General features: G+C 73.1%; 20 protein-coding genes, 1 tRNA gene and 2 riboswitches. Of the genes, 5 read left to right on the top strand and 16 right to left on the bottom strand.

The features are described from left to right. Nucleotides 1-10: 10 nt before the first annotated feature. From HNR10_RS14840 to HNR10_RS14830, 3 genes are all read right to left on the bottom strand, one after another. Nucleotides 11-1,396: a cobyrinate a,c-diamide synthase gene (locus HNR10_RS14840; RefSeq protein ID WP_179829748.1), complete on the bottom strand. Its 1,386-nt coding sequence runs from the start codon at nt 1,394-1,396 to the stop codon at nt 11-13. Nucleotides 1,397-1,485: 89 nt separating this feature from the next. Continuing rightward, nucleotides 1,486-2,100, bottom strand: a complete 615-nt coding sequence (cobO, locus tag HNR10_RS14835) for a cob(I)yrinic acid a,c-diamide adenosyltransferase (protein ID WP_179824071.1) — start codon at nt 2,098-2,100, stop codon at nt 1,486-1,488. Next, nucleotides 2,100-4,436 carry a VWA domain-containing protein gene (locus HNR10_RS14830; RefSeq protein ID WP_246406242.1) on the bottom strand — a complete coding sequence of 779 codons (2,337 nt, stop codon included), beginning with the start codon at nt 4,434-4,436 and terminating at the stop codon, nt 2,100-2,102. Before HNR10_RS14830 ends, cobO begins: the two co-directional genes overlap by 1 nt. Nucleotides 4,437-4,476: 40 nt before the next feature. Continuing rightward, nucleotides 4,477-4,624, bottom strand: a riboswitch (cobalamin riboswitch). Between the two features lie 28 nt (nt 4,625-4,652). On the opposite strand from HNR10_RS14830, the gene cbiE reads away from it, so the two are divergent. Then, the gene (gene cbiE, locus HNR10_RS14825) at nt 4,653-5,957 is read left to right on the top strand and encodes a precorrin-6y C5,15-methyltransferase (decarboxylating) subunit CbiE (RefSeq protein ID WP_179824069.1); all 1,305 of its coding nucleotides are present in this window, start codon (nt 4,653-4,655) and stop codon (nt 5,955-5,957) included. A gap of 250 nt (nt 5,958-6,207) precedes the next feature. Here cbiE and cobM read toward each other — a convergent pair whose 3' ends face one another. The 4 genes from cobM to HNR10_RS14805 all read right to left on the bottom strand — a co-directional run bounded on the left by cobM (nt 6,208) and on the right by HNR10_RS14805 (nt 10,332). Next, nucleotides 6,208-6,978, bottom strand: coding sequence for a precorrin-4 C(11)-methyltransferase (gene cobM, locus HNR10_RS14820; protein ID WP_179824067.1), 771 nt, complete (start codon nt 6,976-6,978; stop codon nt 6,208-6,210). Continuing rightward, the gene (locus HNR10_RS14815; RefSeq protein WP_179824065.1) at nt 6,963-8,591 is read right to left on the bottom strand and encodes a precorrin-2 C(20)-methyltransferase; all 1,629 of its coding nucleotides are present in this window, start codon (nt 8,589-8,591) and stop codon (nt 6,963-6,965) included. Before HNR10_RS14815 ends, cobM begins: the two co-directional genes overlap by 16 nt. Further along, nucleotides 8,588-9,334, bottom strand: coding sequence for a precorrin-8X methylmutase (locus HNR10_RS14810; protein WP_246406240.1), 747 nt, complete (start codon nt 9,332-9,334; stop codon nt 8,588-8,590). The genes HNR10_RS14815 and HNR10_RS14810 overlap by 4 nt, the downstream gene beginning before the upstream one ends. A 104-nt stretch (nt 9,335-9,438) precedes the next feature. Next, on the bottom strand, nt 9,439-10,332 hold the full coding sequence (locus HNR10_RS14805) for a nitrite reductase (protein ID WP_179829745.1): 894 nt from the start codon (nt 10,330-10,332) through the stop codon (nt 9,439-9,441). Nucleotides 10,333-10,391: 59 nt separating this feature from the next. After that, nucleotides 10,392-10,599, bottom strand: a riboswitch (cobalamin riboswitch). 221 nt (nt 10,600-10,820) lie between these two features. On the opposite strand from HNR10_RS14805, the gene HNR10_RS14800 reads away from it, so the two are divergent. Then, complete coding sequence (locus tag HNR10_RS14800; RefSeq protein WP_179824063.1) at nt 10,821-11,594, top strand: HEAT repeat domain-containing protein; 774 nt, start codon at nt 10,821-10,823, stop codon at nt 11,592-11,594. Then, entirely contained in the window at nt 11,588-12,658 is a 1,071-nt protein-coding gene (locus tag HNR10_RS14795; RefSeq protein ID WP_179824061.1) for a MerR family transcriptional regulator, read from the top strand. Before HNR10_RS14800 ends, HNR10_RS14795 begins: the two co-directional genes overlap by 7 nt. 14 nt (nt 12,659-12,672) lie before the next feature. On the opposite strand, the gene HNR10_RS14790 is transcribed toward HNR10_RS14795, so the two are convergent. Beyond that, complete coding sequence (locus HNR10_RS14790; protein WP_179824059.1) at nt 12,673-13,536, bottom strand: peptidoglycan recognition protein family protein; 864 nt, start codon at nt 13,534-13,536, stop codon at nt 12,673-12,675. 215 nt (nt 13,537-13,751) lie between these two features. Between HNR10_RS14790 and HNR10_RS14785 the strand changes: the two genes are divergently transcribed. Continuing rightward, nucleotides 13,752-14,042, top strand: coding sequence for a hypothetical protein (locus HNR10_RS14785; protein ID WP_179824057.1), 291 nt, complete (start codon nt 13,752-13,754; stop codon nt 14,040-14,042). 42 nt (nt 14,043-14,084) lie between these two features. Here the strand turns inward: HNR10_RS14785 and HNR10_RS14780 are convergent, their stop codons facing one another. The 4 genes from HNR10_RS14780 to HNR10_RS14765 all read right to left on the bottom strand — a co-directional run bounded on the left by HNR10_RS14780 (nt 14,085) and on the right by HNR10_RS14765 (nt 17,367). Next, the gene (locus tag HNR10_RS14780) at nt 14,085-14,318 is read right to left on the bottom strand and encodes a hypothetical protein (protein WP_179824053.1); all 234 of its coding nucleotides are present in this window, start codon (nt 14,316-14,318) and stop codon (nt 14,085-14,087) included. Between the two features lie 321 nt (nt 14,319-14,639). Next, a tRNA-Arg gene (locus HNR10_RS14775) sits at nt 14,640-14,715 on the bottom strand. Nucleotides 14,716-14,850: 135 nt separating this feature from the next. Next, on the bottom strand, nt 14,851-15,969 hold the full coding sequence (locus HNR10_RS14770; RefSeq protein ID WP_179824049.1) for a hypothetical protein: 1,119 nt from the start codon (nt 15,967-15,969) through the stop codon (nt 14,851-14,853). A 144-nt stretch (nt 15,970-16,113) separates the two neighbouring features. Continuing rightward, complete coding sequence (locus HNR10_RS14765) at nt 16,114-17,367, bottom strand: aspartate aminotransferase family protein (RefSeq protein ID WP_179824047.1); 1,254 nt, start codon at nt 17,365-17,367, stop codon at nt 16,114-16,116. Between the two features lie 158 nt (nt 17,368-17,525). Here HNR10_RS14765 and HNR10_RS14760 point away from each other — a divergent pair, with 158 nt between their 5' ends. After that, nucleotides 17,526-18,989: an NAD-dependent succinate-semialdehyde dehydrogenase gene (locus HNR10_RS14760; protein WP_179824045.1), complete on the top strand. Its 1,464-nt coding sequence runs from the start codon at nt 17,526-17,528 to the stop codon at nt 18,987-18,989. A 70-nt stretch (nt 18,990-19,059) separates the two neighbouring features. Here the strand turns inward: HNR10_RS14760 and HNR10_RS14755 are convergent, their stop codons facing one another. From HNR10_RS14755 to HNR10_RS14740, 4 genes are all read right to left on the bottom strand, one after another. Next, nucleotides 19,060-19,770, bottom strand: a complete 711-nt coding sequence (locus tag HNR10_RS14755; RefSeq protein ID WP_179824043.1) for a GntR family transcriptional regulator — start codon at nt 19,768-19,770, stop codon at nt 19,060-19,062. An 88-nt stretch (nt 19,771-19,858) separates the two neighbouring features. After that, entirely contained in the window at nt 19,859-20,605 is a 747-nt protein-coding gene (locus HNR10_RS14750) for a maleate cis-trans isomerase family protein (RefSeq protein WP_179824041.1), read from the bottom strand. Nucleotides 20,606-20,691: 86 nt separating this feature from the next. After that, nucleotides 20,692-21,501 carry a maleate cis-trans isomerase family protein gene (locus tag HNR10_RS14745; RefSeq protein ID WP_179824039.1) on the bottom strand — a complete coding sequence of 270 codons (810 nt, stop codon included), beginning with the start codon at nt 21,499-21,501 and terminating at the stop codon, nt 20,692-20,694. A gap of 134 nt (nt 21,502-21,635) precedes the next feature. Further along, nucleotides 21,636-22,118 (bottom strand): DUF3830 family protein, encoded by a 483-nt coding sequence (locus tag HNR10_RS14740; RefSeq protein ID WP_179829744.1) that lies wholly within the window; start codon nt 22,116-22,118, stop codon nt 21,636-21,638. Nucleotides 22,119-22,355 lie beyond the last annotated feature (237 nt).

The following is a 22,355-nucleotide window of genomic DNA, read 5'->3' as shown; positions in this document are numbered from 1 at the left end:
CACCGACCGTTCAGGAGCCCACGGCGTCCGCGAAGCGGGCGGCGATCCTTGGGTATCCTGCCCAGTGGACATGGAGGTAGGAGGCGTGCAGGGTCGGCGACGCGAACCCCTCCGACGTGCCGTCGACCTCCCACGCCGGGCTGTCGGCGGAGGCGCCCGGGGTCAGGCGGGTGCGGTGGAACTCGTGCCCGGTGACCCTCTCCCCGGCCCGGGTCAGCAGGGTGTCCCCGGGTGAGGTGGCCTCCGGATAGCGCAGGGTGAGCCGCTCCGACATCCGGGCGTGCGCGGGGACGGCCCCGGCCATCGGCACCCCGTCGAGCGACTCGGACAGGTAGAGCAGCCCCGCGCACTCGGCGACCGTCGGCACACCGTCGCGCACCGCGGCTCCCAGGTCCGCCGACAGGCTCCGGTTCTCCGCGAGCCGGTTCGCGTACACCTCGGGGAAGCCGCCACCGAGGTAGACCCCCCGGGTACCGGCCGGCAGCTCGGTGTCGGTGAGCGGATCGAAGCCGACGACCTCGCATCCGGCGGCCGTGAGCAGTTCCTCCGTCTCCGTGTAGCGGAACGTGAAGGCCCGGCCGCCCGCCACCGCGACCACCGGCCGCCGGGCACCGCCGGAGGCGCCCGCCACCCGCTGCGCCTCTCGGGGCTCCTCGTGCGCCTCTCGTGAGTCCTTCCGGGCCTCCCTCGCCGGCAGCTCCGCCCGCGCCTCCCAGGGGACGGCGTCCAGGGCGGGCGCGGAGCGGGCCACGTCGAGCAGGGCGTCCAGATCCACCTGGCGCGCGACGTGCTCGCCGAGCCGCTCGACGACCTGCACAGACTCCGCCCGCTCGGCCGCCGGGACGAGCCCGAGGTGCCGGGACGGCGTGGCGAGGTCCGCGTCGCGGTGGACGACGCCGAGCACGGGCAGGTGCACCGCCCGGATGATCTCGGCGACGTTGCGGGCCGAGCCCGCCTGGTTGAGGATCACCCCGGCGACCTCGACCGCCGGGTCGTAGGCCGCCATGCCCGCCACCAGCGCACCCACCGACCGGGACATCCGGGACACGTCCACGACCAGGACCACCGGGGTCCTGGTCAGGGCCGCCACGTGCGCGGACGACGCGAACCCGTCGGTGCCGAGCCGCCCGTCGTGCAGACCCATCACGCCCTCGACGACGGCGACACCCGCACCCCGTGCCCCGTGCAGGAGCAGCGGCGCGACCCGGTCCTCGCCGACCAGGTGGGGATCGAGGTTGCGGCCCGGGCGTCCGGTGGCGAGGGCGTGATAGCCGGGATCGATGTAGTCGGGGCCCACCTTGTGGCCGCTCACGACGTGCCCGGCGCCGCGCAGCGCGGCCATCAGCCCGGTCGCGACCGTCGTCTTGCCCTGCCCGGTCATCGGCGCCGCGATCATCACCCTGGGCAGGACGAAGGACCCCGGCCGCCCGGCCGTTCCCGGCGCCCGCGACACCCCGGCACCCCTCTCGGAGCGCGCGGGGGGCGTCACCATTCGATCCCTCGCTGGCCCTTCCTCCCGGCGTCCATCGGGTGCTTCACCTTGGTCATCTCCGTGACGAGGTCGGCGGCCTCCAGGAGCCGCGGATCGGCGCGACGCCCGGTGATCACCACGTGCTGGCGGCCGGGGCGCTCACGCAGGGCCGCCACGACCTCCTCGGCGTCCACCCAGCCCCAGGCGATCGGGTAGGTGAACTCGTCGAGGATGAGCAGGTCGTGCGTCTGGTCGGTGAGCCGGCGCTTGATCTCCGCCCACCCCTCGACGGCGGCCGCCGCGTGGTCCTCGGTGCCGTCCTTGCGGCGGATCCACGACCAGCCCGAACCCATCTTGTGCCACTCCACGGGACCGCCCTCGCCAGTCTCCTCGTGCAGCTTGCCCAGGCGCTCCAGAACCGTTTGCTCGCCGATGCGCCACTTCGCCGACTTGACGAACTGGAACACGCCGATCCGCCAGCCCTGGTTCCACCCGCGCAGCGCGAGGCCGAACGCGGCGGTCGACTTGCCCTTCCCGTCGCCGGTGTGGACGGCGAACAGCGGCTGGTTGCGGCGCTGCCGCGTGGTGAGTCCGTCGTCGGGGACGACGAGCGGTTGTCCCTGAGGCATCAGGCGGCCCTCTCTCGTACGGCACTGCCCAGCGTGTCGGCGCTGACTTCACTGACGGGTAGGTGGTCGGCGCCCAGGCGGGCGGCGAGGGTGGCGGCGAGGCCGAGCCGCATCGGCCCGGTCTCGCTGTCCACCACGACGGTGGTGACGCCCAGCCCCGCGACGTGGTCGGCGGCGTTCATCGCGCGACCGACGGCGCCCTTGCCGCCCGTGGCCCGGCCGTCGGTGACGACGACGAGGAGCGGGCGCAGCTTCGGGTCCCGCAGCCGCTCGCGCCGCAGGACGCGGGCGGCCTCCACCAGTCCCTCGGCGATGGGTGTACGGCCGCCGGCGGGCAGGTCGTCGAGGCGGGCCGCGGCGACGTCGACCGAGCGGGTCGGCGGCAGCGCGAGTTCGGCGCCCCGGCCCCGGAAGGTGACCAGGCCGACCTTGTCGCGGCGCCGGTAGGCGTCGAGGAGGAGGGACAGGACCGCGGTCTTGACCTCGGCCATGCGCTTGCGCGCCGCCATCGACCCGGACGCGTCCACGCAGAAGAGGATCAGGTTCGTCTCCTGCCCCTCGCGAACCGCGACACGCAGGTCACGGGGCTGGATCCGCAGCCGCCCACCGCTCCGGGCCGGGCTGTCGTCGTTCGTGCGGTCCGCGCGCAGCGTGCCGTCTCCGCCCGGCGGCCGGTCGCCGTTCTGCGTGCCGTCCGGGTGGCGAGGTCCGTCCTCGTGCCGTGAGCGGCCGCGTTCCTGCCCGGTTGTGCCGTCCGGGTGGCGTGCTCCGTTCCCGTTCCCGTTCCCGGAGCGGTCGCCGTCCTGCGGTCGGGACGCGGCGGCGCGCACGGTCTCGACCAGGTGCAGCGAGGTGCCGGGCCCCTGGCCGGGCGGGGTCGCCCCGATCCGGCGGCCCCGTGTGCCGACGGCCCGGCTGCGCCTGCCGTCGGCGCCCTCGCCCGCGCCCCGCACGGTGAGCGTCCGGGGCCGGTACGGAGCGGTGGCCCTGGCCAGGACCGACGAGTCGCCGCCGGAGTCCGTGCCATCGGAGCCGTCCTGGTCCGTCCGTCCGGGCGCTGGTTCCTCCTCGGCCGCCGCTTCGCCCGAGTCGTCGTCGCGGGCCTCGGGACCGGAACCGCCGTCCGCCTCGGCCGAGCCGTCGGACCCGGGCGGGCTCTCCGCGCCCGCCTCCGCCGGTCCGTCCGACTCCGGGGCCTCAGCCGCCTCCGGGGTCTCCTCCGTTCCGTCCGGCCGCTCCGACTCGTCCGGTCCATCCGGTCCGTCCGATCCAGGGGGCGGATCGGTCGGATCGGGCGGTGGTTCCTCGTCCCCCAGAACCCGGTCGAGGAGGTCCTCATCGAGCCCCGGAGCATCGAACGGGTTGCGTCGGCGCCGGTGCGGAAGCGCGAGCAGGGCGGCGCGGCGGATGTCGGCCAGCGTGACGGACGTGCGGCCCGCCCAGGCCGCGTGCGCCACCGCCGTGCGCGCGGTGACGATGTCGGCCCGCAGGCCGTCCACCCCGAACGCCGCGCACACCTCGGCGATCTTCAGCAGCGCGGCCTCGGACAGCAGCACCCGCCCGAGCACCTCCCTGGCCTCGGCGATGCGCTCGGCGAGCGCCTTCTCCGTCTCGTGGAAGCGAGCCGAGAAGGCGGCCGGGTCCGCGTCGTAGGCCATGCGACGCCGGACCACCTCGGCACGGGACGCGGGATCGCGCGGCGCGGCGATCTCGACGGTGAGCCCGAACCGGTCGAGGAGCTGCGGGCGCAGCTCGCCCTCCTCGGGGTTCATCGTTCCGATCAGCAGGAACCGCGCCGCGTGCTCCACGGAGAACCCGTCGCGCTCCACGGTCACACGCCCGGTCGCCGCGGCGTCCAGGAGGAGGTCCACGAGGTGGTCGTGGAGCAGGTTGACCTCGTCGACGTACAGCAGCCCCCGGTGCGAGCGGGCCAGCAGGCCGGGTTCGTAGGCGACCTGGCCGTGCGTGAGCGCCTGCTCCAGGTGCAGCGAACCGAGCACGCGGTCCTCGGTGGCGCCCACCGGAAGCTCGACGAGCCGGACCGGCCGGCTCTCCACGGACGTCCCCGGTCCGAAAGGGCCGTCCGGCGAGCGCTGGGCGGTGTCGGCGGGATCCACGGAGAAGCGGTCGCCCTGGTAGACCTCGATGGGCGGCAGGAGGGACGCCAGGGCCCGCACGGCGGTGGACTTGGCCGTGCCCTTCTCACCGCGCACCAGGACGCCGCCGATCTCCGGCGAGACGCTGCTCAGGACGAGGGAGAGGCCGAGGTCGTCGAGGTCGTCGGCGTCGCAGCCGACGATCGCGGAGAAGGGGTAGTGCGAAGGCACCAATGGCATGTGAGGCTCCCGCTCGTGTCGCCATCCGTAAGGACGGGCGCGAGGCCGGTCTTCGGACTTGCCGAGTCCTCCCTCACGGAGGCTCGGTTCACCGCAGCGGGCCTGTGCCGGAATCTCACCGGGCTTCCCAGATTCTCCCCCTCCGCCGTCCCCACCCTTTCCGATGGCTGGGCCGTAGGGGCACCTCGTGCCTGTGGCCACGATAGCGTCGAGGCCATGCAGGCCGACCCGCCCCCTCCCACCGAGTTCCGGATCACCGTCGTCGGCGTCGGTGCCGACGGCTGGCCCGGCGTGCCGGAGCGGCTGCGCCGCATCGTCCTCGACGCGGACGTGGTCCTGGGCGGCCACCGGCACCTGGCCATGCTGCCGGAGCGGCCCGGACAGCGCCGGGCGGCCTGGCCCTCGCCCCTGCGGGAGGGGCTGCCCGCTCTGCTCGACTCGCTCGCCCCCGACGGCGCCACCACGGTGGCGCTCGCGTCCGGCGATCCGTTCGTGTCCGGGATCGGCACCACACTCGTCGACCTGCTGGGCGCCGGTGCCGTCCGGGTGGAACCGGCCGTCTCCTCGGTCGCCCTGGCCCGCGCCCGGATGGGCTGGCCCGCCGAGCGCTGCGCGGTGGTGAGCCTCGTCGGACGTGATCCCCGCCTGGTCCTGCGGCAGCTGGCGCCCGGCCACCGGGTCCTGGTGCTCTCCTCCGACGGCGGGACCCCGGCGGCGGTCGCGGCCCTGCTGGCGGACGCCGGCTACGGCGCCAGCCGGATGACGGTCCTGGGCGACCTGGGCGCCGGATCGAGTTCGGACGCCGGGTCGGACCCGGATGCGGCCCCGGGCTCGGACCCGGACCCGCAGGCGAGATCGGAGTCCCGGCTGACGGCCACGGCCGACGACTGGCTGTCGGCCCCTCCCGGACCCGTCCCGGCGCTGCACGTCCTCGCCCTGGAACTCGTCGGCCCGCCCGGGTACGGCCTGACGGCGGGCCTGCCCGACGAGGCGTTCGAGCACGACGGCCAGCTCACCAAGCGCGACCTACGGGCGTCCGCGCTGGCCCGGATGGCGCCCTCCCCGGGAGAGCACCTGTGGGACGTGGGCGCGGGAGCGGGCTCGGTCGGGATCGAATGGATGCGCGCCCATCCGACCTGCACCGCCACGGCGGTCGAGTCCCACCCCGAGCGCGCCGCGCGGATCGGCCGCAACGCGGGCCGGCTCGGTGTGCCGGGACTGGCGGTCGTGACCGGTCGCGCGCCGGACGCCCTGGCAGGGCTGCCCTCCCCCGACGCGGTGTTCGTCGGGGGCGGCGCGACCCGGCCAGGTGTACTGGACACCTGCCTGTGGGCGCTGCGGCCCGGAGGCCGACTCGTGGTGCACGGTGTGACGCTGGAGACGGAACAGCTGCTCGCGGACGCCTACCGGCGCCACGGCGGCGAACTGACCCGCGTCGCCGTCGAATCCACCGCGCCCATCGGCACGTTCACGGGATGGGCCCCCGCCCGTACGGTCACCCAGTGGTTCCTGACGTCCTGACGTCTGGTCGGACCGACGTGCGGACGTCCTGGCGCTGACGTCTCCACGGGCCGGCGCCCTGACGAGTTGTCGCCCCGCCGCCGTCGCTCCGCCGTGCTGGCGTTCCGCCGCCTTGGTGTCCCAGCGTCCCGATGGACTGCCGCACCGCCGTGCTGCGGTCCCGCCGTGCTGTCGTTCCGCCGTCTCCGCCTCCCAGCGTCCCGACGCGCTGCCGTCCACCGTCCCGGCCCTCCTAGACGGGACCGGGCCGTCACTGACCCGTGCCCACGTCCCTGGACCGGTCCGGGGCGTAGAGGAAGGACTCGCCGCCCCTCCCGGCGTCCAGCGCCCACCCCACCAGCACGACCGCCGCCTGCCGGAACCCGGCCTCCTCCACCGCGTCCGCGATGGTGGCGACCGTGCCCCGCAGCACCGCCTCACCGGGCTGGCTGGCGCGGTGGACGACGACGACAGGGCAGTCGGCGCCGTACTCCGACCCGACCTCCGCCATCAGCTCCCGCACCCGCCTGATCGCCAGGTGGAGCACCAGCGTGGCCCGGGTCGCCGCGAACGCGGCCAGCGACTCGGTCTCCGGCATGGCCGTCGAACGGGCCCGCGTCCGAGTCAGCACCACCGACTGCGCCACCAACGGCACGGTCAACTCCCGCCCCACCAGAGCCGACGCGGCGGCGTACGCCGGCACACCGGGCGTGACGTCCCACGGGACACCGTGCGCGTCGAGGCGGCGCGTCTGCTCGGCCAGCGCCGAGTAGATCGACGGGTCGCCGGACGTGAGCCGGACGACGTCCCGGCCCGCGGTGTGCGCGGTGACCAGGTGATCGGTGATGCGGTCGAGGTCCAGCCCCTGCGTGTCCACCAGCTCGGCGTCGGGTGCGCAGTGGGAGAGGACCTCCGGGTCCAGGTACGTGCCCGGGTAGAGCACCACGTCGGCCGCGCCGAGCATCCGCGTCGCCCGCACCGTCAACAGATCGGCGGCGCCGGGGCCCGCCCCCACGAAGTGCACGGTCACGGCTTCACCCACCGCGGGGTCCAGACCCGGCCCGCCCCGGAGACCCGGGTGCCGGACGCGCCGACGATCAGCAGGCAGCGCATGTCGATGGCGGCCGGGTCGAGGTCGGCCAGGGTGGTCACGGTCAGCGACTCGCCGTCGCGTCCGACGTCCCGGCCGACCACGACGACCGTGTCGGGCTTGCGGTGTTCCAGCAGGATCCGGCGGGCGGTGACGATCTGTTCCGTCCGCGACCGGGACGCCGGGTTGTAGACGGCCAGGGCCAGGTCGGCCTCGGCCACGGCCCGCAGCCGGCGCTCGATCACCTCCCACGGCTTCAGCCGGTCGGAGAGGCTCATCACCGCGAAGTCACCGCCGACGGGAGCGCCCGCGCGGGCCGCGACCGCCTGCACCGCGCTCACCCCGGGCAGCACCCGGATCGGGACATCCCGGTAGGCGGGATCCTCGGCCGCCTCGAAGACCGCCGTCGCCATGCCGAACACCCCGGCGTCCCCGCCGGAGACGACGGCGACGCGTTCGCCGCGTCCGGCCAGGTCGAGGGCGAGGCGGGCCCGGTCGAGTTCGACGGTGTTGCCGGACGCGTGCCGGGTCAGCCCGGCGCGCTGCGCGACGCGGGCGACGTAGGGGCCGTAGCCCACGACGTGGTCCACCTCGGCGAGTGCCGTGGTGGCCTCGGGCGTGAGCCAGTGGTCGGGGCCGGGCCCCAGCCCGACGACCAGCACCTCGCCCGCACCTGCCTCACCTGCCTCGCGCCCGCTGCTTTCCGGCGACCCCGCGCCATCCGGCCGCTCCGCGAGTGCGGTGGTGCCGGAGCCACCTTCGCTTCCGGCAGTCGCGCCCGCGCAGCCCGGCTCGTGCTGCCCAGCGGTCGCCACGACCGCGGACGCCGCCGCGCCGCTCCGCGATCGGCGGCCGTTGCGGCTGTCACCCGTGACCAGCACCAACGAGAAGTACGGGACCGTCGCCGGATCGACCTCCGCGACCGGCAGCCGCCGCTCGCCCTCCATCGAGGCCCGCTCGACGTACTCCGCGTGCTCCAGCCGCCCGGCGGCCTCCAGGGCGCGGCGGACCGCCGGGAAGGTGCGGCCCAGCTTCATGATCACGGCCGCGTCGGTGTCCGCCAGACGGCGGGCCAACTCCGGTTCCGGCAGGGTGCCGGGCAGCACGGTGAGGACGTCGGTCTGCCGGGCCAGCGGGGCCGCCGTGGCGGCGGCGAACGCCGGCACCCCCGGCACGACCTCGGTCTCGTACCGCTCGGACAGCCGGTCGTGCATGTACATGTACGACCCGTAGAACAGGGGATCGCCCTCGGAGAGCAGGACGACGTCGCGCCCGGCGTCGAGGTGGGCGGCGAGCCGGGCGGCGGACCGCTCGTAGAACTCGGCCAGCGCGCCCGCGTAGCCCCCCGGGTGGTCGGTCGCGCCGGTGGTCACCGGGTAGGTGAGCTGCTCCTCGACCGCCGACGCGGGGATCAGTTCCGCGGCGATGCGCCGGGCGTTGGACTGCTTGCCGACGCCGGCGTGGTAGGCGACGACGTCGGCGGCGGCGATGAGTCGGGCCGCCTTGAGGGTGATCAGCTCGGGGTCTCCGGGACCGACACCGACGCCGTGGAAACGACCGGTCACTCCTCCTCCTTGGCGAGTGCGTTGAGGGCCGACGAGGTCATCGCGGATCCTCCGCGGCGGCCGCGTGCGGTCACGTAGGGGACGTCGATGCCGAACCGCTCGGCGAATTCGGTCAACGCCTGCTTGGACTCGGCGGCACCGACGAACCCGACGGGGCAGCCGACGATCGCGGCGGGACGCGGGGCGCCGCTCGCCAGCATCTCCAGTAGGTGGAAGAGCGCCGTGGGGGCGTTGCCGACGGCGACGACGGCGCCGTCGAGCAGGGGCTCCCACAGGGACACCGCGGCGGCGGTGCGGGTGGTGCGCCACTCCCGGGCGAGGGCGGGGACCCGCTCGTCGCCGAGGAAGCAGAGCACGTCGTTGTCCCGCGGCAGGCGGTTCGCGGTCACTCCGGTGGCGACCATGGTGGCGTCGCACAGGATCGGCGCGCCGTCGCGGAGGGCCGCGCGGGCCGAGGGGACGAGGTCGGGGTGGACGACGAGGTCGTCGGCGAGGTCGACCTGGCCGGTGCCGTGGATCATCCGCACGGCGAGTCGTTCGGCGTTGTCGGGCAGGTGCGCCAGCCGGGCCTCGCGCCGGATGATGGCGAAGGAGTCGGCGTAGATCGCGGGCCCGTCGTCGATGTACTCGTACAACCGGCCTGGCCGCCGCGGTGTGTCGTGTGCGCCCGGTCGGTCGTGCGGTTCCGGTGCGCTCGGTCGGTTCTGCTGTTCCGGGGTGCCCGGTCGGTTCTGCTGGCTCATCTGCTCACGTCGGTCCGGCTGGTTCGCGGGCTCACGTCGGTCCGGTCCGCCCGAGCGATCGAGCGGATCCGGCCGGTGAGATGGGTTCGTTCCGTTCGCCTTGCTCACTGCGCCTCCCCGGGGACGAGGACGCCGCGCCACGGCGTGACGACGAGTTCGCCGCTCCCACGCCCTCCGGTGGCGAGTGCCTCCTCCGCGAGCGCCTCGGCGGCGAACCGGTCCAGACCCTCCTCGGGCACCGGCACATGGCGACCGCCACCGGTCAGCGGGCCGTACGGCAGCGGCGGCGCGGGGTTCGGCAGGAGCGGGTCCGGGGCGACCGGATCGGTCAGCGGCGCCGCGAGTTCGGCGACGTGCCACGCGGCCGAGGGGCCGTCGCCGCGCCGTGCCAGGAACTCGTCGGCGAGCCGCACGGTCGCGGAGGGCGCCTCGTCGAGCGGCACGACCGGGCCCCAGCCGTCCCCGACCCTCAGCTGCCCGTTTCGTGCGTCGAGGGCGACGAAGCCCAGGTCACAGGAACGGTCGAGCAGATCACCGCGCCCGTCGTCCAGGACGAAGAGGAACCGGCCCGGCAGCTCGGCACGGCGCGGATCGGCGCACAGCAGCCCGTCCAGTTCGGCGGCGAGCGCTCGGAGGTCGGCGCGTCCGCCGGTACGACCGGTACACGGGGAGGCCATGATGTTGCGCACCAGCTCATGGGCGGGCGAGGGCAGCAGCCCGGTGCCCTCCACCGCGCGGAGCGCGTCCGGGGACAGCCGCCCGTCGTTCCCGGGCAGGGCACGCAGCTGGATGTTGGCCCGCCCGGTCACCCGGACCCGGCCGTCGCCGAATTCGGCGGCCACGGCCGCGACGTCGCGCAGCGCGCGGGCGGACAGCCGGCCGCCGACGAGGCGGAGCCGGACGAGGAGCCCGTCGTCGGCGGGCCACGGGCGCAGGGCGCCGGGGCAGCGGTCGCGCCGGGTACGCGGGGTACCCGGACCGGCGGATGGGGCATCCAGGGACACGTGCGTCCTTCGGGTCAGGGGCCCGTTCCGCGGGACCCGGATGACCTGGCGGCCCGTCACCGCCAGTGCCAGCAGGTCTTCGGACTCGGGATCGACCGGTGCGGAGCGCCTTCCCGGAGCGTGGTACCGCTCCAGTGACTGCCCCGGGAACCGTCCCGGGGCGTGCCCGCCCGTCACCCTCACCGCTGCGCGTCAGTCCCGGATTCGCACCGGGTTCCCTGCCCCACGAGGTGGAGTTCGACTGGCTCGACGAGGGTACCTCGCAGCTCGCGGCGCTGGTCCAGCGGTCTCCACCCAACCCCCGGAATCCCGCCGCGCGCGGCCCTGTGGGCACCGCCCGACGCGGGCTTCCCACGCAGACTCCCCGCCGGGCCACACCCCTGATCCGTCGATGCGTGACCAGCGAGTCCGGGCTCAGCCGGTCGTGGACTTGACCTTGACACAGTGACAAGGTCTTCAGTTGAGCGCAGGAGGTGGTCCCGATGAACACGACCCCGCAGAACACCCGCGCGGCCAGAGCCCTGTCCGCCGAGGACACGTCGGTCCGGCTCCAGGCGGCCCTGGCGGTCGGCTCGAACCCGGACCCCGGGCTCCTGGAGACGCTCATCGACCGGTGCGCGGTCGAGCCCGACTTCTTCGTCCGGGACATGCTGTCCTGGGCGCTGATCCGCCTCCCGACGGAGGTCACTCTGCCCAGGATCCGACGGGAGCTCGGCTCCGAGAGCACCCAGGCCCGCAGCCAGGCCCTGCACCTGCTCTCCAAGATCGGCGACAGGAGCACATGGGCCTGGATCACCCGGGACATGCTGCACGACGCCGACGACCAGGTCGCGCGGACCGCGTGGCGCGTCGCGGCCATGCTCGTGCCCGAGGGCGAGAAGGAGGACCTGGCCGGTGAACTGGTCAAGCAGCTCGGCCGGGGCGACCGCGGCGCGCAGCTGAGTCTGAGCCGGGCGCTCGTCGACCTCGGCGACGTCATCGAACCCGCGTTGGCGGAGGCCGCGGAGCGGGCCGACCCGGCGGTGGCCGCGCACGCCCGTGCCACCGAGATGCTCCGGCAGGACCCGGAGGCCGGTTTCGACGCGGCCATCGAGGAGGCGGAGCGCGTGAACACGCTCGGTCCGGAACGAGCCGCCGCCGCTGCCGCCGCCGTGGCGGCCGCGGCCGTCGACACCGAGCCCTCGGAGTCGGACGGGTCGTCGGAGGCGGCCGAGCCGTCGCAGACGGACGGGTCGTCGGAGGCCGCACGTTGCTGATCGGCGATGTGGCCCGTCTCTCCGGGGTGAGCAGCCGGATGCTCCGCCACTACGACGCACTCGGGCTGGTCCGGCCGACGGGCCGCACCGCCGGCGGCTACCGCCAGTACTCAGCGGAGGACGTCCGCAGGATCTTCCATGTGGAGAGCCTGCGGTCCCTCGGGCTCTCGCTCAAGCAGATCGGTCGGGCTCTGGAGGACCCGGCCTTCACCCCGTCCGACCTGGTCGGCGACCTCATCAAGCGGACCGAGGAGCGCCTGGCCAGGGAACGTGAACTACTCGAACGGCTCCGCGCGATCGACGCGTCGACGCCCACCGGCTGGCAGGACGTCCTGCGCATCGTCCAACTCATGCGGGAACTCGACGCGCCCAGTGCCGCACGCAGACAGCAGGCGGTCCTGGCCCGGTCGGACGACGTGTCCGCTTCCGCCGAGCTGCTGGCCGGGGCGGTCCTGACCGAATCCGACCCCCATGTCGCCGGTGCCCTGCGCTGGGCCCTCGCCCGCTCGGGCGGCGGCGTGGCCGAGCTGGTCGCGGGCGCGCACTCGGAGGACGTCGACGTCCGCCGGCGCGCGGTGCTGGCGATCGCCGGGATGCCCGACGCCCCGGGGGCGGCCGCGGCGCTCACGGACGCCCTGCAGGACGGGGACGCGACGGTGCGCCGACACGCGACCCTGGCCCTGGGCAGGTTGGGCGTGGCCGTGGCGGTGCCCGGACTCGTCGCCATGGTGGTCGAGGGCTCCAACGACGTCGAGGCCGCGGAGGTTCTGGGAACACTGTCCCAGGACCCCGCACACGCGGACCGGATCACGGCCGCGCTGGTCGACGAACTCGCCGCGCCCACCGCGGACTCCGCGACGAGGATCCGCCTCACCCAGGCGCTGGTCGAGCTCACGGGAACCACCGGACTGGAGGTCATGCGCCGGCTGGCCCACGACGACGACCACGCCGTCGCCCTCGTCGCCTCGGCCCTCGCCGGCGTTCTCGAAGGACGGACGCCCGGAGCCAGAGCCGAGGCCGACGAACGGCGAGGTCGACGTCCCGCGGGCGGGCCGGGGCGGTGACCATCGCGAGCCGGTCAGGTGATGGGCGCGGTCCACGCGGCCGACCAGGTCCGTCCGCCGATCAGCCCGTCGACCGTCAGGCGCTTTTCTCTCTGGAAGGCCCTCGTGACCCCCTCGGTCTGGTCGCCGTACAGGCCGTCGGGGGTGATGACCCAGCCCCGGTCGCGCATTCTCCGCTGCCACCGGCGCAGGTCCTCGCGATGCGAGTAGTAGCCGCTGACCTGCCAGTCAGGTCCGGTCCTCGGCCCGAAGGCATGGCCGCTCGGCAGTGGGAACGGTGGCGCGTCCGTCCCTGGCACGGGCGGACGCGGCGGATCCGGATCGGGCGCCGGGCGCTCATCCTCGTCGGGGGCGTCGTCACCCCATTTCGCCGCTCTGCGGAAGGTGCCGTCCCGCACCATGTCGTAGGCCTTCTCGCCGGGGCAGGAGGTCGACACGAAGTCGCGGTGCCCCTTGACCGTGCCGGAGATCGACGACTGCGGTTCCATGAGCCATTCCCGCAGCTGTCGGACGGCGTTGACCTGCGCGGAGGTGATCGCGTCGTTCGGCCCGGTCGCCAGCGTGCACGAGTAGTAGGTCGAGTTCCCACCCGGCTGGGCGGCCTGGGTGCGGAACAACCCACGGCCCTCCATCACGTACCCGTGGGCACAACATCCCCACGAATATCCGATATCCGCCCATCCCCGACTCGGGCCGGTGTGGAAGGCGCGCGTCCTCTTCCAGTACGAGACGCACGCCGCGTGCGACTTGTCGGCGAGGCCCTGGTCGGTGCTGTCGTAGTGGATGACCAGCCCGGAGCGGGGGTTGGCCGACGAAGCGGGTGAGTACGGTGACCATCCGAAGTCGCTTCGCCACTGAAGCTTGTCGGGTTCGGGCATGGCGCCTCCAGGGCGGAAGGAAGGGAGAGTAGGGGAGTCGTCACGGTTCGTAGGGAAATGATACCCAGGGAAACGCGTTCATCACTGGCTGTCAGTGAATTGCTGTGCGCACGCCCCTGAACAGCACGAAATCGACCCTCGTGCCCGGGTGACGGACAACCGCCCGGGTGGGTGAAGCGTCCAACGTGGCCATCCCCCAAGGCGAGGAGCCACCCATGCGTGCCGTACTGCCCCTGACCGCCGCCGTCGGACTGCTCACCGTGACGGCGTGCTCCGGCTACGACCAGGACGCCCACCGTCAAGCCATGGAGGACCGCGGCATTTCGGTCACTGGCGACATGGACAGCGTCACCGCCGAGATGGAGTCGGCGTGCGAGGCCGACGACCCGGCCCTGTTCGTGTTCGGCTTCCTCAACGAGGGCGGCGACCCCGAGGCGCTGCGGATCGGCATCGAGCACGTGTGCCCGGAACGCGTCGAGGAGTTCGAGGACGCCCTGACGATGTGACCGCGGTGTCCCTGCCGCTCGCATCCCGACCACGACCGACGACTACGGGGCGCCCTCGCCGTCGGTCGGGGAGATGCCCTGATGTCCACGGGAGTCGACCCACGCACGCCCGTAGGCAAGGACGTGGACCACGGTGTTCGCCAGCCAGACGAGAGTCATCATCCATATGCTGGACGACATGCCCCAGCCTGGGTCGACGGCGATCATCGTGAACCCGCCTGTGGTGACGGCGATGCTGACGAGGAAGGACCACAACGTCGGTCGATCGCGCTGCATGGGGTGGGGGCTCCCGCTCTGCGGTTGTGGGGATGAGCTGACGCCTGTCGGCAACTCGGCGCGAGCGGCCGGCGACCGCTGGCCCGCGTGGTCGTCGGCCAGGTCGCCGCCGGCCACCGCGTCTGCATCCGGCCGCTGTCCCTTCGACGCACGGGCATCGCACCCGGTGCCCCGAGGTGATCGATGATTCCGTGCGGCCCCTCGAATGCCGGCTCTGCCCCCTGTGCATCGGGACCCTGAACGGGTCTCTCCGAAAGACGGCACAAAAGAAGCCGCCCGAGCTGCTTTCGCAGTTCGGGCGGCTTCTCCACTGTCTCAAGGTGGTGCACTCGGGAGGACTCGAACCCCCAACCTTCTGATCCGTAGTCAGATGCTCTATCCATTGAGCTACGAGTGCAGGTCTTCAGTTGTGTGTCGCCCGTTCGGCTTGGCCTCCCTGGCGACGTCTCCGACTGTATCACGGTGCCGGGAGGGGTTTGAGCACATTATTCGTGTGACACGGGCCATGGGCCGCCGCGCTGCGCGTGCTGGGTCAGGTGTCCTCGTGCGCTGGAGCGGCCAGCAGCGCGCTCCCACTGGCGAGCGCCCTGTCGATGAGCTCGTCGAGAACGTCTCTGGCGGCACGGGCGCCCAAAGCCTCGTGTTCGATCCGGTCGCCGTCGGCGCCGTCCGAAGACGTCCGGGAGAGCAGGTCGACGATCCGGTCGTCGCGTTCCTCGGCCCGCTGGATCTGCTCCCACTCCGTGTGGGCCCGCAGCATGTCCTCGACGGTGGCGCCGTACTCCAGAAGCCGGTCGACGTGGGCGGACAGCTCCCGGTAGGAGGCCTCCTGCTGCTCGTGCTGGCGCTCGAGCAGTGCTCGCACGCGGTCGGAGACGGCTTCGCCGGCATCGGCGCGGTGTTCGGCCCTGAGCCGCTGGTACTGGTACACGAGGCGGGCGACCCGCCATTCCTCCGTGCGCAGCAAGGCCAGGGGCGCGGCCGTGTCGAAGGAGCCTCCGAGCCTGCGGCCCGCCTCCTCCACGGCGTTGATCACCATCTGCACGCCCGCGAGCAGGTCCGTCCCGCGCCCGTGGAAGTCGGTCGGTAGGAGGTAGCGGTGCACGTGGGCGGTGGCCATCCTCTCGCCCCGCGGCCACACCCAGGACACCCACAGGGCCGCGATCGCGTAGACCACCCCGGGCGTGTGCCAGCCCAGTGTGAACGCCCACGTCGATCCGGTGAAGGCCAGCATCCAGCTCAGGCCGGTGGCGGGCAGCGCCGCCAGGCAGAAGCCGGCCCACCACCGGTGGCCCCGGGCGCTCCTCAGCCAGGAGGGCAGCCACGTGCGGGGGAGCGCTCGGGCCGCGCTCAGGCCGGCGGCCGCCACCACGACCGCCTGTGTCAAGGCGCCAAGGAAGTACCAGACGGGCGACGCGGTGAGAAGAGGGCCGCTCGTCAGTACCCAGGCGATGTTCAGGGCCGCGACCGCCGTCCCGTACGTGATGACCGCGGCCTGGAGCTTCAGGGCGCGGCGAGGCGCGTTCTCGGCAAGGAGCGAGGACGGGTCCTTCTTCAGCCGGGCGGCCACGGGGCGAGGCAGGTCGGGGTCGAACACGGGCCGGACACCGTTGCTCATGGTGCTGCGGGTCCTGCGCTGTCGGTCTGCCACCTGAGCCTCCGTCTTCGGCGGGCGGCGGTCCGACCGGTCCGCGACCCCGCGCCGATCAGACGTTCGCGGGGGACGCGCGGTTGCCATCGCGTCCGTGCCCTGTCCCGGAGCTCCGGGACAGGGCACGGACGCGGCACCCTTCGGTCAGGCGGTGGCCTCCTCCACGGAGGCGGCCCACAGGGAGACGGCGGTGTCCACCTGGTCGCCGGTGACGACCAGCGGCGGGATCATCCGGACCACGTTGCCCGCCGGGCCGCAGGTGAGCAGCAGCAGGCCGTTCTCGGCGGCGGCCTGCTGGGCGCGCAGTGCCGTGGCGCCGTCGGGCGAGCCGTCGGCGGCGGTGAACTCGTTGCCCAGCATCAGGCCCTTGCCCCGCACGTCGCCGATGACCGGGTTGGCGCCCGCGACCTTCTCCAGGCCCTGGCGCAGCCGGTCGCCCTGGCGGGCCGCGTTCTCCACCAGGCCCTCCTCCTGGATGACGTCCAGGGTGGCCAGGGCGGCCGCGCAGGAGACCGCGTTGCCGCCGTAGGTCCCGCCCTGGGAGCCCGGCCAGGCCTTCTCCATGATCGCGTTCGGGGCGGCGATCGCCGAGAGGGGGAACCCGCTGGCGAGGCCCTTGGCGGTGATGACGATGTCCGGGCGGACGCCCGAGGGCTCGTGGCCCCAGAACGTGCCCGTCCGGCCGAAGCCCGTCTGCACCTCGTCCATGACGAGGAGGAAGCCGTGCTGGTCCGCGCGCTCGCGCAGCCCCTGGAGGAAGGCGTCCGGTACCGGGACGTAGCCGCCCTCGCCGAGCACCGGCTCGATGAACACGGCGGCGGTGTCCTTCGGGGAAGTCACGGTGGCGAACTGGTAGTCCAGCTCCTTGAGCGCGTACTCGACGGCCTCGGCCTCGGACAGGCCCAGCCGGTAGGCGTACGGGAAGGGGGAGACCACCACGCCGGGGACGAGCGGACCGATCCCCGCGCGGATCTTGACGCCGGAGGTGGTCAGGGACGCGGCGCCCATGGTGCGCCCGTGGAAGGACCCCTGGAACACCACCGCGTTCTGCCGCCCGGTGGCCTGGCGGGCCAGGCGCAGGGCCGCCTCGACGGCCTCGCTGCCGGAGTTCACGTAGAACAGCCGGTCGACGCCCTCGGGCAGGACCTCGCCCAGGCGCTCGGTGAGTCGCAGCAGGGGCCGGTGCATCACGGTGGTGTACTGGCCGTGGATCAGCGTGGCCACCTGCTCCTGGGCGGCGGCCACGACCCTGGGGTGGCAGTGCCCGGTGCTGGTGACGCCGATGCCGGCGGTGAAGTCGAGATAGCGGCGACCGTCCTCGTCGTAGATGTGGACACCCTCGCCCCGTGCGGCCACCACCGGGGTCGCCTGCTTCAGGGCCGGGGAGAGCTCCGCCATGCGCTGCCTCACTTCCGTCGTGCGAGTTCCGTAGGATTGTTGACAATCGACACTGCTATGGAAACATCCTCACCGGACGGTGTCCAGAGGGCGCACGTCGGGCAGTTCTGTCCACAGGCCCGTTCACGGGTCGATATATCGACTGGGGAGTAGCGAACATGTCGGATCGGGAAGCACGCGTCGTCGCGCAGGTGGACAAGAAGCTCTTCGTGGGGGGCGCCTGGACCGACGCCGCCTCAGGGGCCGTCCTGGCCGTCGAGGACCCCTCCACGCGCGAGACCCTCTGCGAGGTGGCGGACGCGGGCAAGGAGGACGCCCTGGCCGCGCTGGACGCCGCGCACCGGGCCCAGCCCGGCTGGGCCAGGGTCGCCCCCCGGGAGCGGAGCGAGATCCTCCACCGCGGCTACCAGCTGCTCATGGAGCGCCAGGAGGACCTGGCCGTCCTGATGACCCTGGAGATGGGCAAGCCCCTCGCCGAGGCCCGCGGCGAGATCGCCTACGCCGCCGAGTTCCTCCGCTGGTTCTCCGAGGAGGCCGTCCGCATCGAGGGGGGCTTCTCCACCTCGCCCGATGGCAAGTCGCGCTTCCTCATCATGCGCCAGCCCGTCGGCCCCTGCATGCTCATCACCCCCTGGAACTTCCCCATGGCGATGGGCACCCGCAAGATCGGCCCCGCCATCGCCGCGGGCTGCACGATGATCCTCAAGCCCGCCCACCAGACGCCCCTGTGCGCCCTGGCCCTGGCCGGGATCCTCACCGAGGCCGGACTGCCCGAGGGCGTCCTGAGCGTCCTGCCCACCACGGACCCCGGCGGCATCACCGAACCCCTGCTGAGCGACGGCCGGATCCGCAAGCTGTCCTTCACCGGCTCCACCGCCGTGGGCCGCAAGCTCCTCGAACAGAGCGCCGGGCAGGTCCTGCGCACCTCCATGGAACTCGGCGGGAACGCGCCCTTCCTCGTCTTCGACGACGCCGACCTCGACGCCGCCGTCGACGGCGCGATGCTGGCCAAGATGCGCAACATCGGCGAGGCCTGCACCGCCGCCAACCGCATCTACGCCCAGGCCGGGATCGCCGAGGAGTTCTCCCGGCGCCTCAGCGACCGCATGGGCGCGCTGCGCATGGGCCGCGGCCTGGACGAGGGCGTCAACGTCGGCCCGCTCATCGACGACAAGGCGCGGAACAAGGTCCAGAGCCTGGTCGACGACGCCGTCAACCGCGGCGCGCGCGTCCTGGTCGGCGGCGGCCCCGGCGAGGGCGCCGGGCACTTCTACCAGCCGACCGTGCTCGCCGACGTGCCCTTCGCGGCGGAGCTGTCCAACACCGAGATCTTCGGGCCGGTGGCCCCCGTGCTCACCTTCGACACGGAGGAGGAGGCGCTCCGCGTCGCCAACGACACCGAGTTCGGCCTGGTCAGCTACCTCTACACCAGTGACCTCAACCGCGCGCTGCGGGTCAGCGAGGCCCTGGAGACCGGCATGGTCGGCCTCAACCAGGGGGTCGTGTCCAACCCCGCGGCGCCCTTCGGCGGCGTGAAGCACTCCGGTCTGGGCCGCGAGGGCGGCCGCGTCGGCATCGACGAGTTCCTCGACACGAAGTACGTGGGCATCGGCGGCGTCTGAGGCCGCGTCGGGGGAGCGTCGTACGGCGTTCCCCCGGCGGAGTGTCCGTCACCGGGGCGGGCGCCCGGGATCAGGCGCCCGAGTCGGGCTCCGGCTCGTGCACCGGCGCCGGGGCGGCCACGCGCTCGGCGTTGATCCGCTCGACCGTGTCCACCATGTGCGACTCGATCAGCGCGAACAGCCGCGCCTCGTCACCCTCGACGATGGCGTCGAGCAGGCGCCGGTGCTCCTCCAGGATCTCCTCCGGCTCCGGGTAGACCTCCTGCATCACCGACAGGCACATGCGGGTCTCCACCAGGAGCGTCTGCGCCATCCGTTCCAGCCGCCGGTTGCCCGCACAGCTGACGAGCGTCCGGTGGAAGGCCTGGTCGGCGTTGCTCATCGCGGTCCGGTCGCGGCCGGCGGCGGCCTCGGCGAGCGCGTCCAGGGCCGGGGTGAGCCGCGCCAGCGCCTCGCCCCGGTTGCCGCGCATGATCAGCTCGCACGCCGTCCGCTCCACCGCGAGGCGCGCCACGTAGATGTCCCGGACGTCGTCGGGGGTGAGCTCGCGCACGAACAGGCCCCTGTGCCGCTCACTGCGCAGCAGCCCTTCCTGCACCAGGCGCTGCATCGCCTCGCGGAGCGGACCGCGGCTCACCCCCAACTGCCCGGCCAGTTCGGCCTCGCCGAGCTGGTCCCCCGGGGACAGCGATCCGTACATGATCGCCTCGCGCAACTGGTCGGCGATGAGTTCGGCGGTCGACCGCCGGGGTACGGGTCTCAGCTGACCTGGGGCGGGCATACGTGATCTTCCTTCTTCTCCGGTTGTTCCAGTGACACAGGGGACGTTTCCGTCGTCGAGGCTAGTGCGTGTTCCGCCGGCGCTCGCCCTAGTGGGCGGCCAGCGCGCTGGTGACCGCCGCCGACCCCGCGCGGAAGAGCGCCCCCGGCCCGGTCCTGGCCCCGGTCTCGCCCGCCAGCCGCAGCCCCTCCCACACGCTCACCTGGTTCGCGGTGAGCACCGGCTTGCCCAGCAGCGCCTCCAGGGGTTCGATGAGGTCGGCGCTGTGCAGGGCCGTGTCCGGGACCAGCACGGCCTCCGCCCGGGGGTGGTCGTTGGTGATGACGAAGTCCACCGCCTCGTCCGGGTCCAGCCGCCCCACCTCGGCGGCGGTGGCGATGCCGTGGCTGGCCAGCGACAGCACGCTCACACCGGCCGCGGACAGGAACTCGACGAAGCGCTGCGCGACGTCGTCGGGGTAGGTCGCCGCGATCGCCACGCGCGAGAGCCGCAGCTGGCTCAGGGCGTGCACGAACGCGAACGACGTGCTCGACGCCGGCGCGCCCGCGGCCTCGCGCACCCCGCGGACCTGTTCGCGCGCGCCCTCCCAGCCGAACACGAAGCTTCCGCTGGTGCACGCCCAGACCGCCGCGTCGACCTCCATTCCGGCGAGCTTCCCGGCGCCCTCGGAGAGCACGTCACCGCCGCCCACGTCGAGCAGGGCGTCCACCCGGTGGGCGTCCTCCCGCATGAGCGTGTGCACGACGGGGAGCTCGACGCCGTCGAGCATGGACTCGAACACCTTGTAGTCGTCCTCGGCGCTGAAGCCGGGATAGAGGAATCCGACGCGGGTCATGTCCGTCCCTTCTGTTGGTCCTGCGTCCCTGGAAGGCGTTCCGCGGGCGTCCGTCCCGCGGCAGCGCGGTTCCACACCAGGGCGGTTCACACCAGGGTGGTCGGCGCCGTCGCGTTGAGCAGGCGCTGGCCGCGCGCGACCGCGTGCCGGCCCGCGGCCCGCAGGACCGCCCACATGGTCACCTGGTTGGCGGCGATCACCGGCTTGCCGAGTTCCCGCTCCAGCGGCGCGATGATGTCGTAGGTCTGCACGTTGGTGCAGCTGATGTACACGGCCTGGGCGTCCGGGTGGTCCACCGAGTGCACGGCCCGGGAGACCTCCGCGTAGTCGACCTTCCAGATGTGGCTGAGCAGGCCCAGTCCCACGCTGGAGGTCACGTCGATCCGGTGTTCCCCCAGGTAGTCCAGGAGCCGGTCGGTCACGCTGTCGACGTAGGGCGTGACGACGGCGACGCGGTCGGCCTCCAGGGCGGTCAGCGCCTGGATGAGCGCGCCCGACGTGGTGACCGCGGCCGGGGCTCCGGCGTCCATCATCGTCCGGTGCAGGCGCCGCTCGCCCTCGGCCCCGTGCACGAAGCTGCCGGAGGCGCACATGTAGCCGATGGACAGCGGTTCGGGGGCGAGCAGCGCGCGGACCGCGGGGTCGACGTTCTCCTCCTGGCTCAGCGCGGCGGCCTGGTCGACGGTCACCGGAACGTGCACGTACGGCAGTCGCGTCACGTGCAGCGAGATGTCGTCGGGCGTCCACCGCCACAGTTCGCGGTCGAGCGCGAAGTCGTAGGGCGCGATCACGCCGACCCCCGACTGCCACGGTGTGCACGTGGCGGCCGCCAGCTCGACGACCTCGTGGTCCGTTCCGGAGTCCTCGACGACCCTGCCGTCTCCGTCAGTTCGCATCGGTCACTCACCTCCCGGGATGTGTGTCGTGTGTGGGACATGACGGCCGGGTGCGGGGGCCGCCGCGGTCGGCGGGGCTGGTGGAGGACGGTGGCCGCGCGGTTCGGGCCCGGTCGCGGTGGGCGCGGCCGGGGTCAGCGGACCAGCCGCTCGTACAGGAGGCGCTCGCCGACACTGCCGGAGCGCCAGACGTCGTTGCAGGCCTCGGCCATGGCGGGCAGGTTCTCGACGACGGTGGCGAACACGTTGCCGGGGACCCAGCCGACGTCGCCGTTGAGCAGCAGGTTGTTGCGTCCGTAGAAGAGGGCGAGGTCGATGACCCCGGGGAGGTGGCCGATCCCCTTGTCCTCCTTGAACCCGCGGTCGAGCATGCCTCCGTCGAAGGAGAAGTACACGACGTCTCCGGGGATGGGGGTGACGGTGGGGTTCTCCTGGCCCGGTTCGGTCTCGGCGAACCGGGGGATCATCGTGTAGACCTCGTTGCGCGCGTATTTGGCGTGCTGCACGGCGTCGCCCTGGGGCAGCGCGTTCCACACCGCCTCACACGTGCGCGGCGCGTCCTTGTCCAGGAGTTCGGCCACGCAGGACACCCCGCGTTTGGGCAGCGTGATGGTGATGTACCTCGGCAATGTCGGGAGTCCCTTCGACGGGCGCCTGGTGATGACGGACTTTCGTGACGAAGTTCGCGACAACGACAGTGTTGATTGTCGACAATCTTATGATCTACATGCCAGGCGCGGCAATAGATCGCGCACGTGGGCTGTGCCGCACACGTCAGAGTGGGATTGAGGTGGTGATTTGCCCTGGATCCGCCACTTTGTGGATTGTTGACAATCCCATGTCGGCTCCCTAGC

Origin of the sequence: Nocardiopsis aegyptia (assembly GCF_013410755.1) — a bacterium.
Classification (GTDB): Bacteria; Actinomycetota; Actinomycetes; order Streptosporangiales; family Streptosporangiaceae; genus Nocardiopsis; species Nocardiopsis aegyptia.
This window is presented reverse-complemented; position numbering and strand designations above follow the sequence as displayed.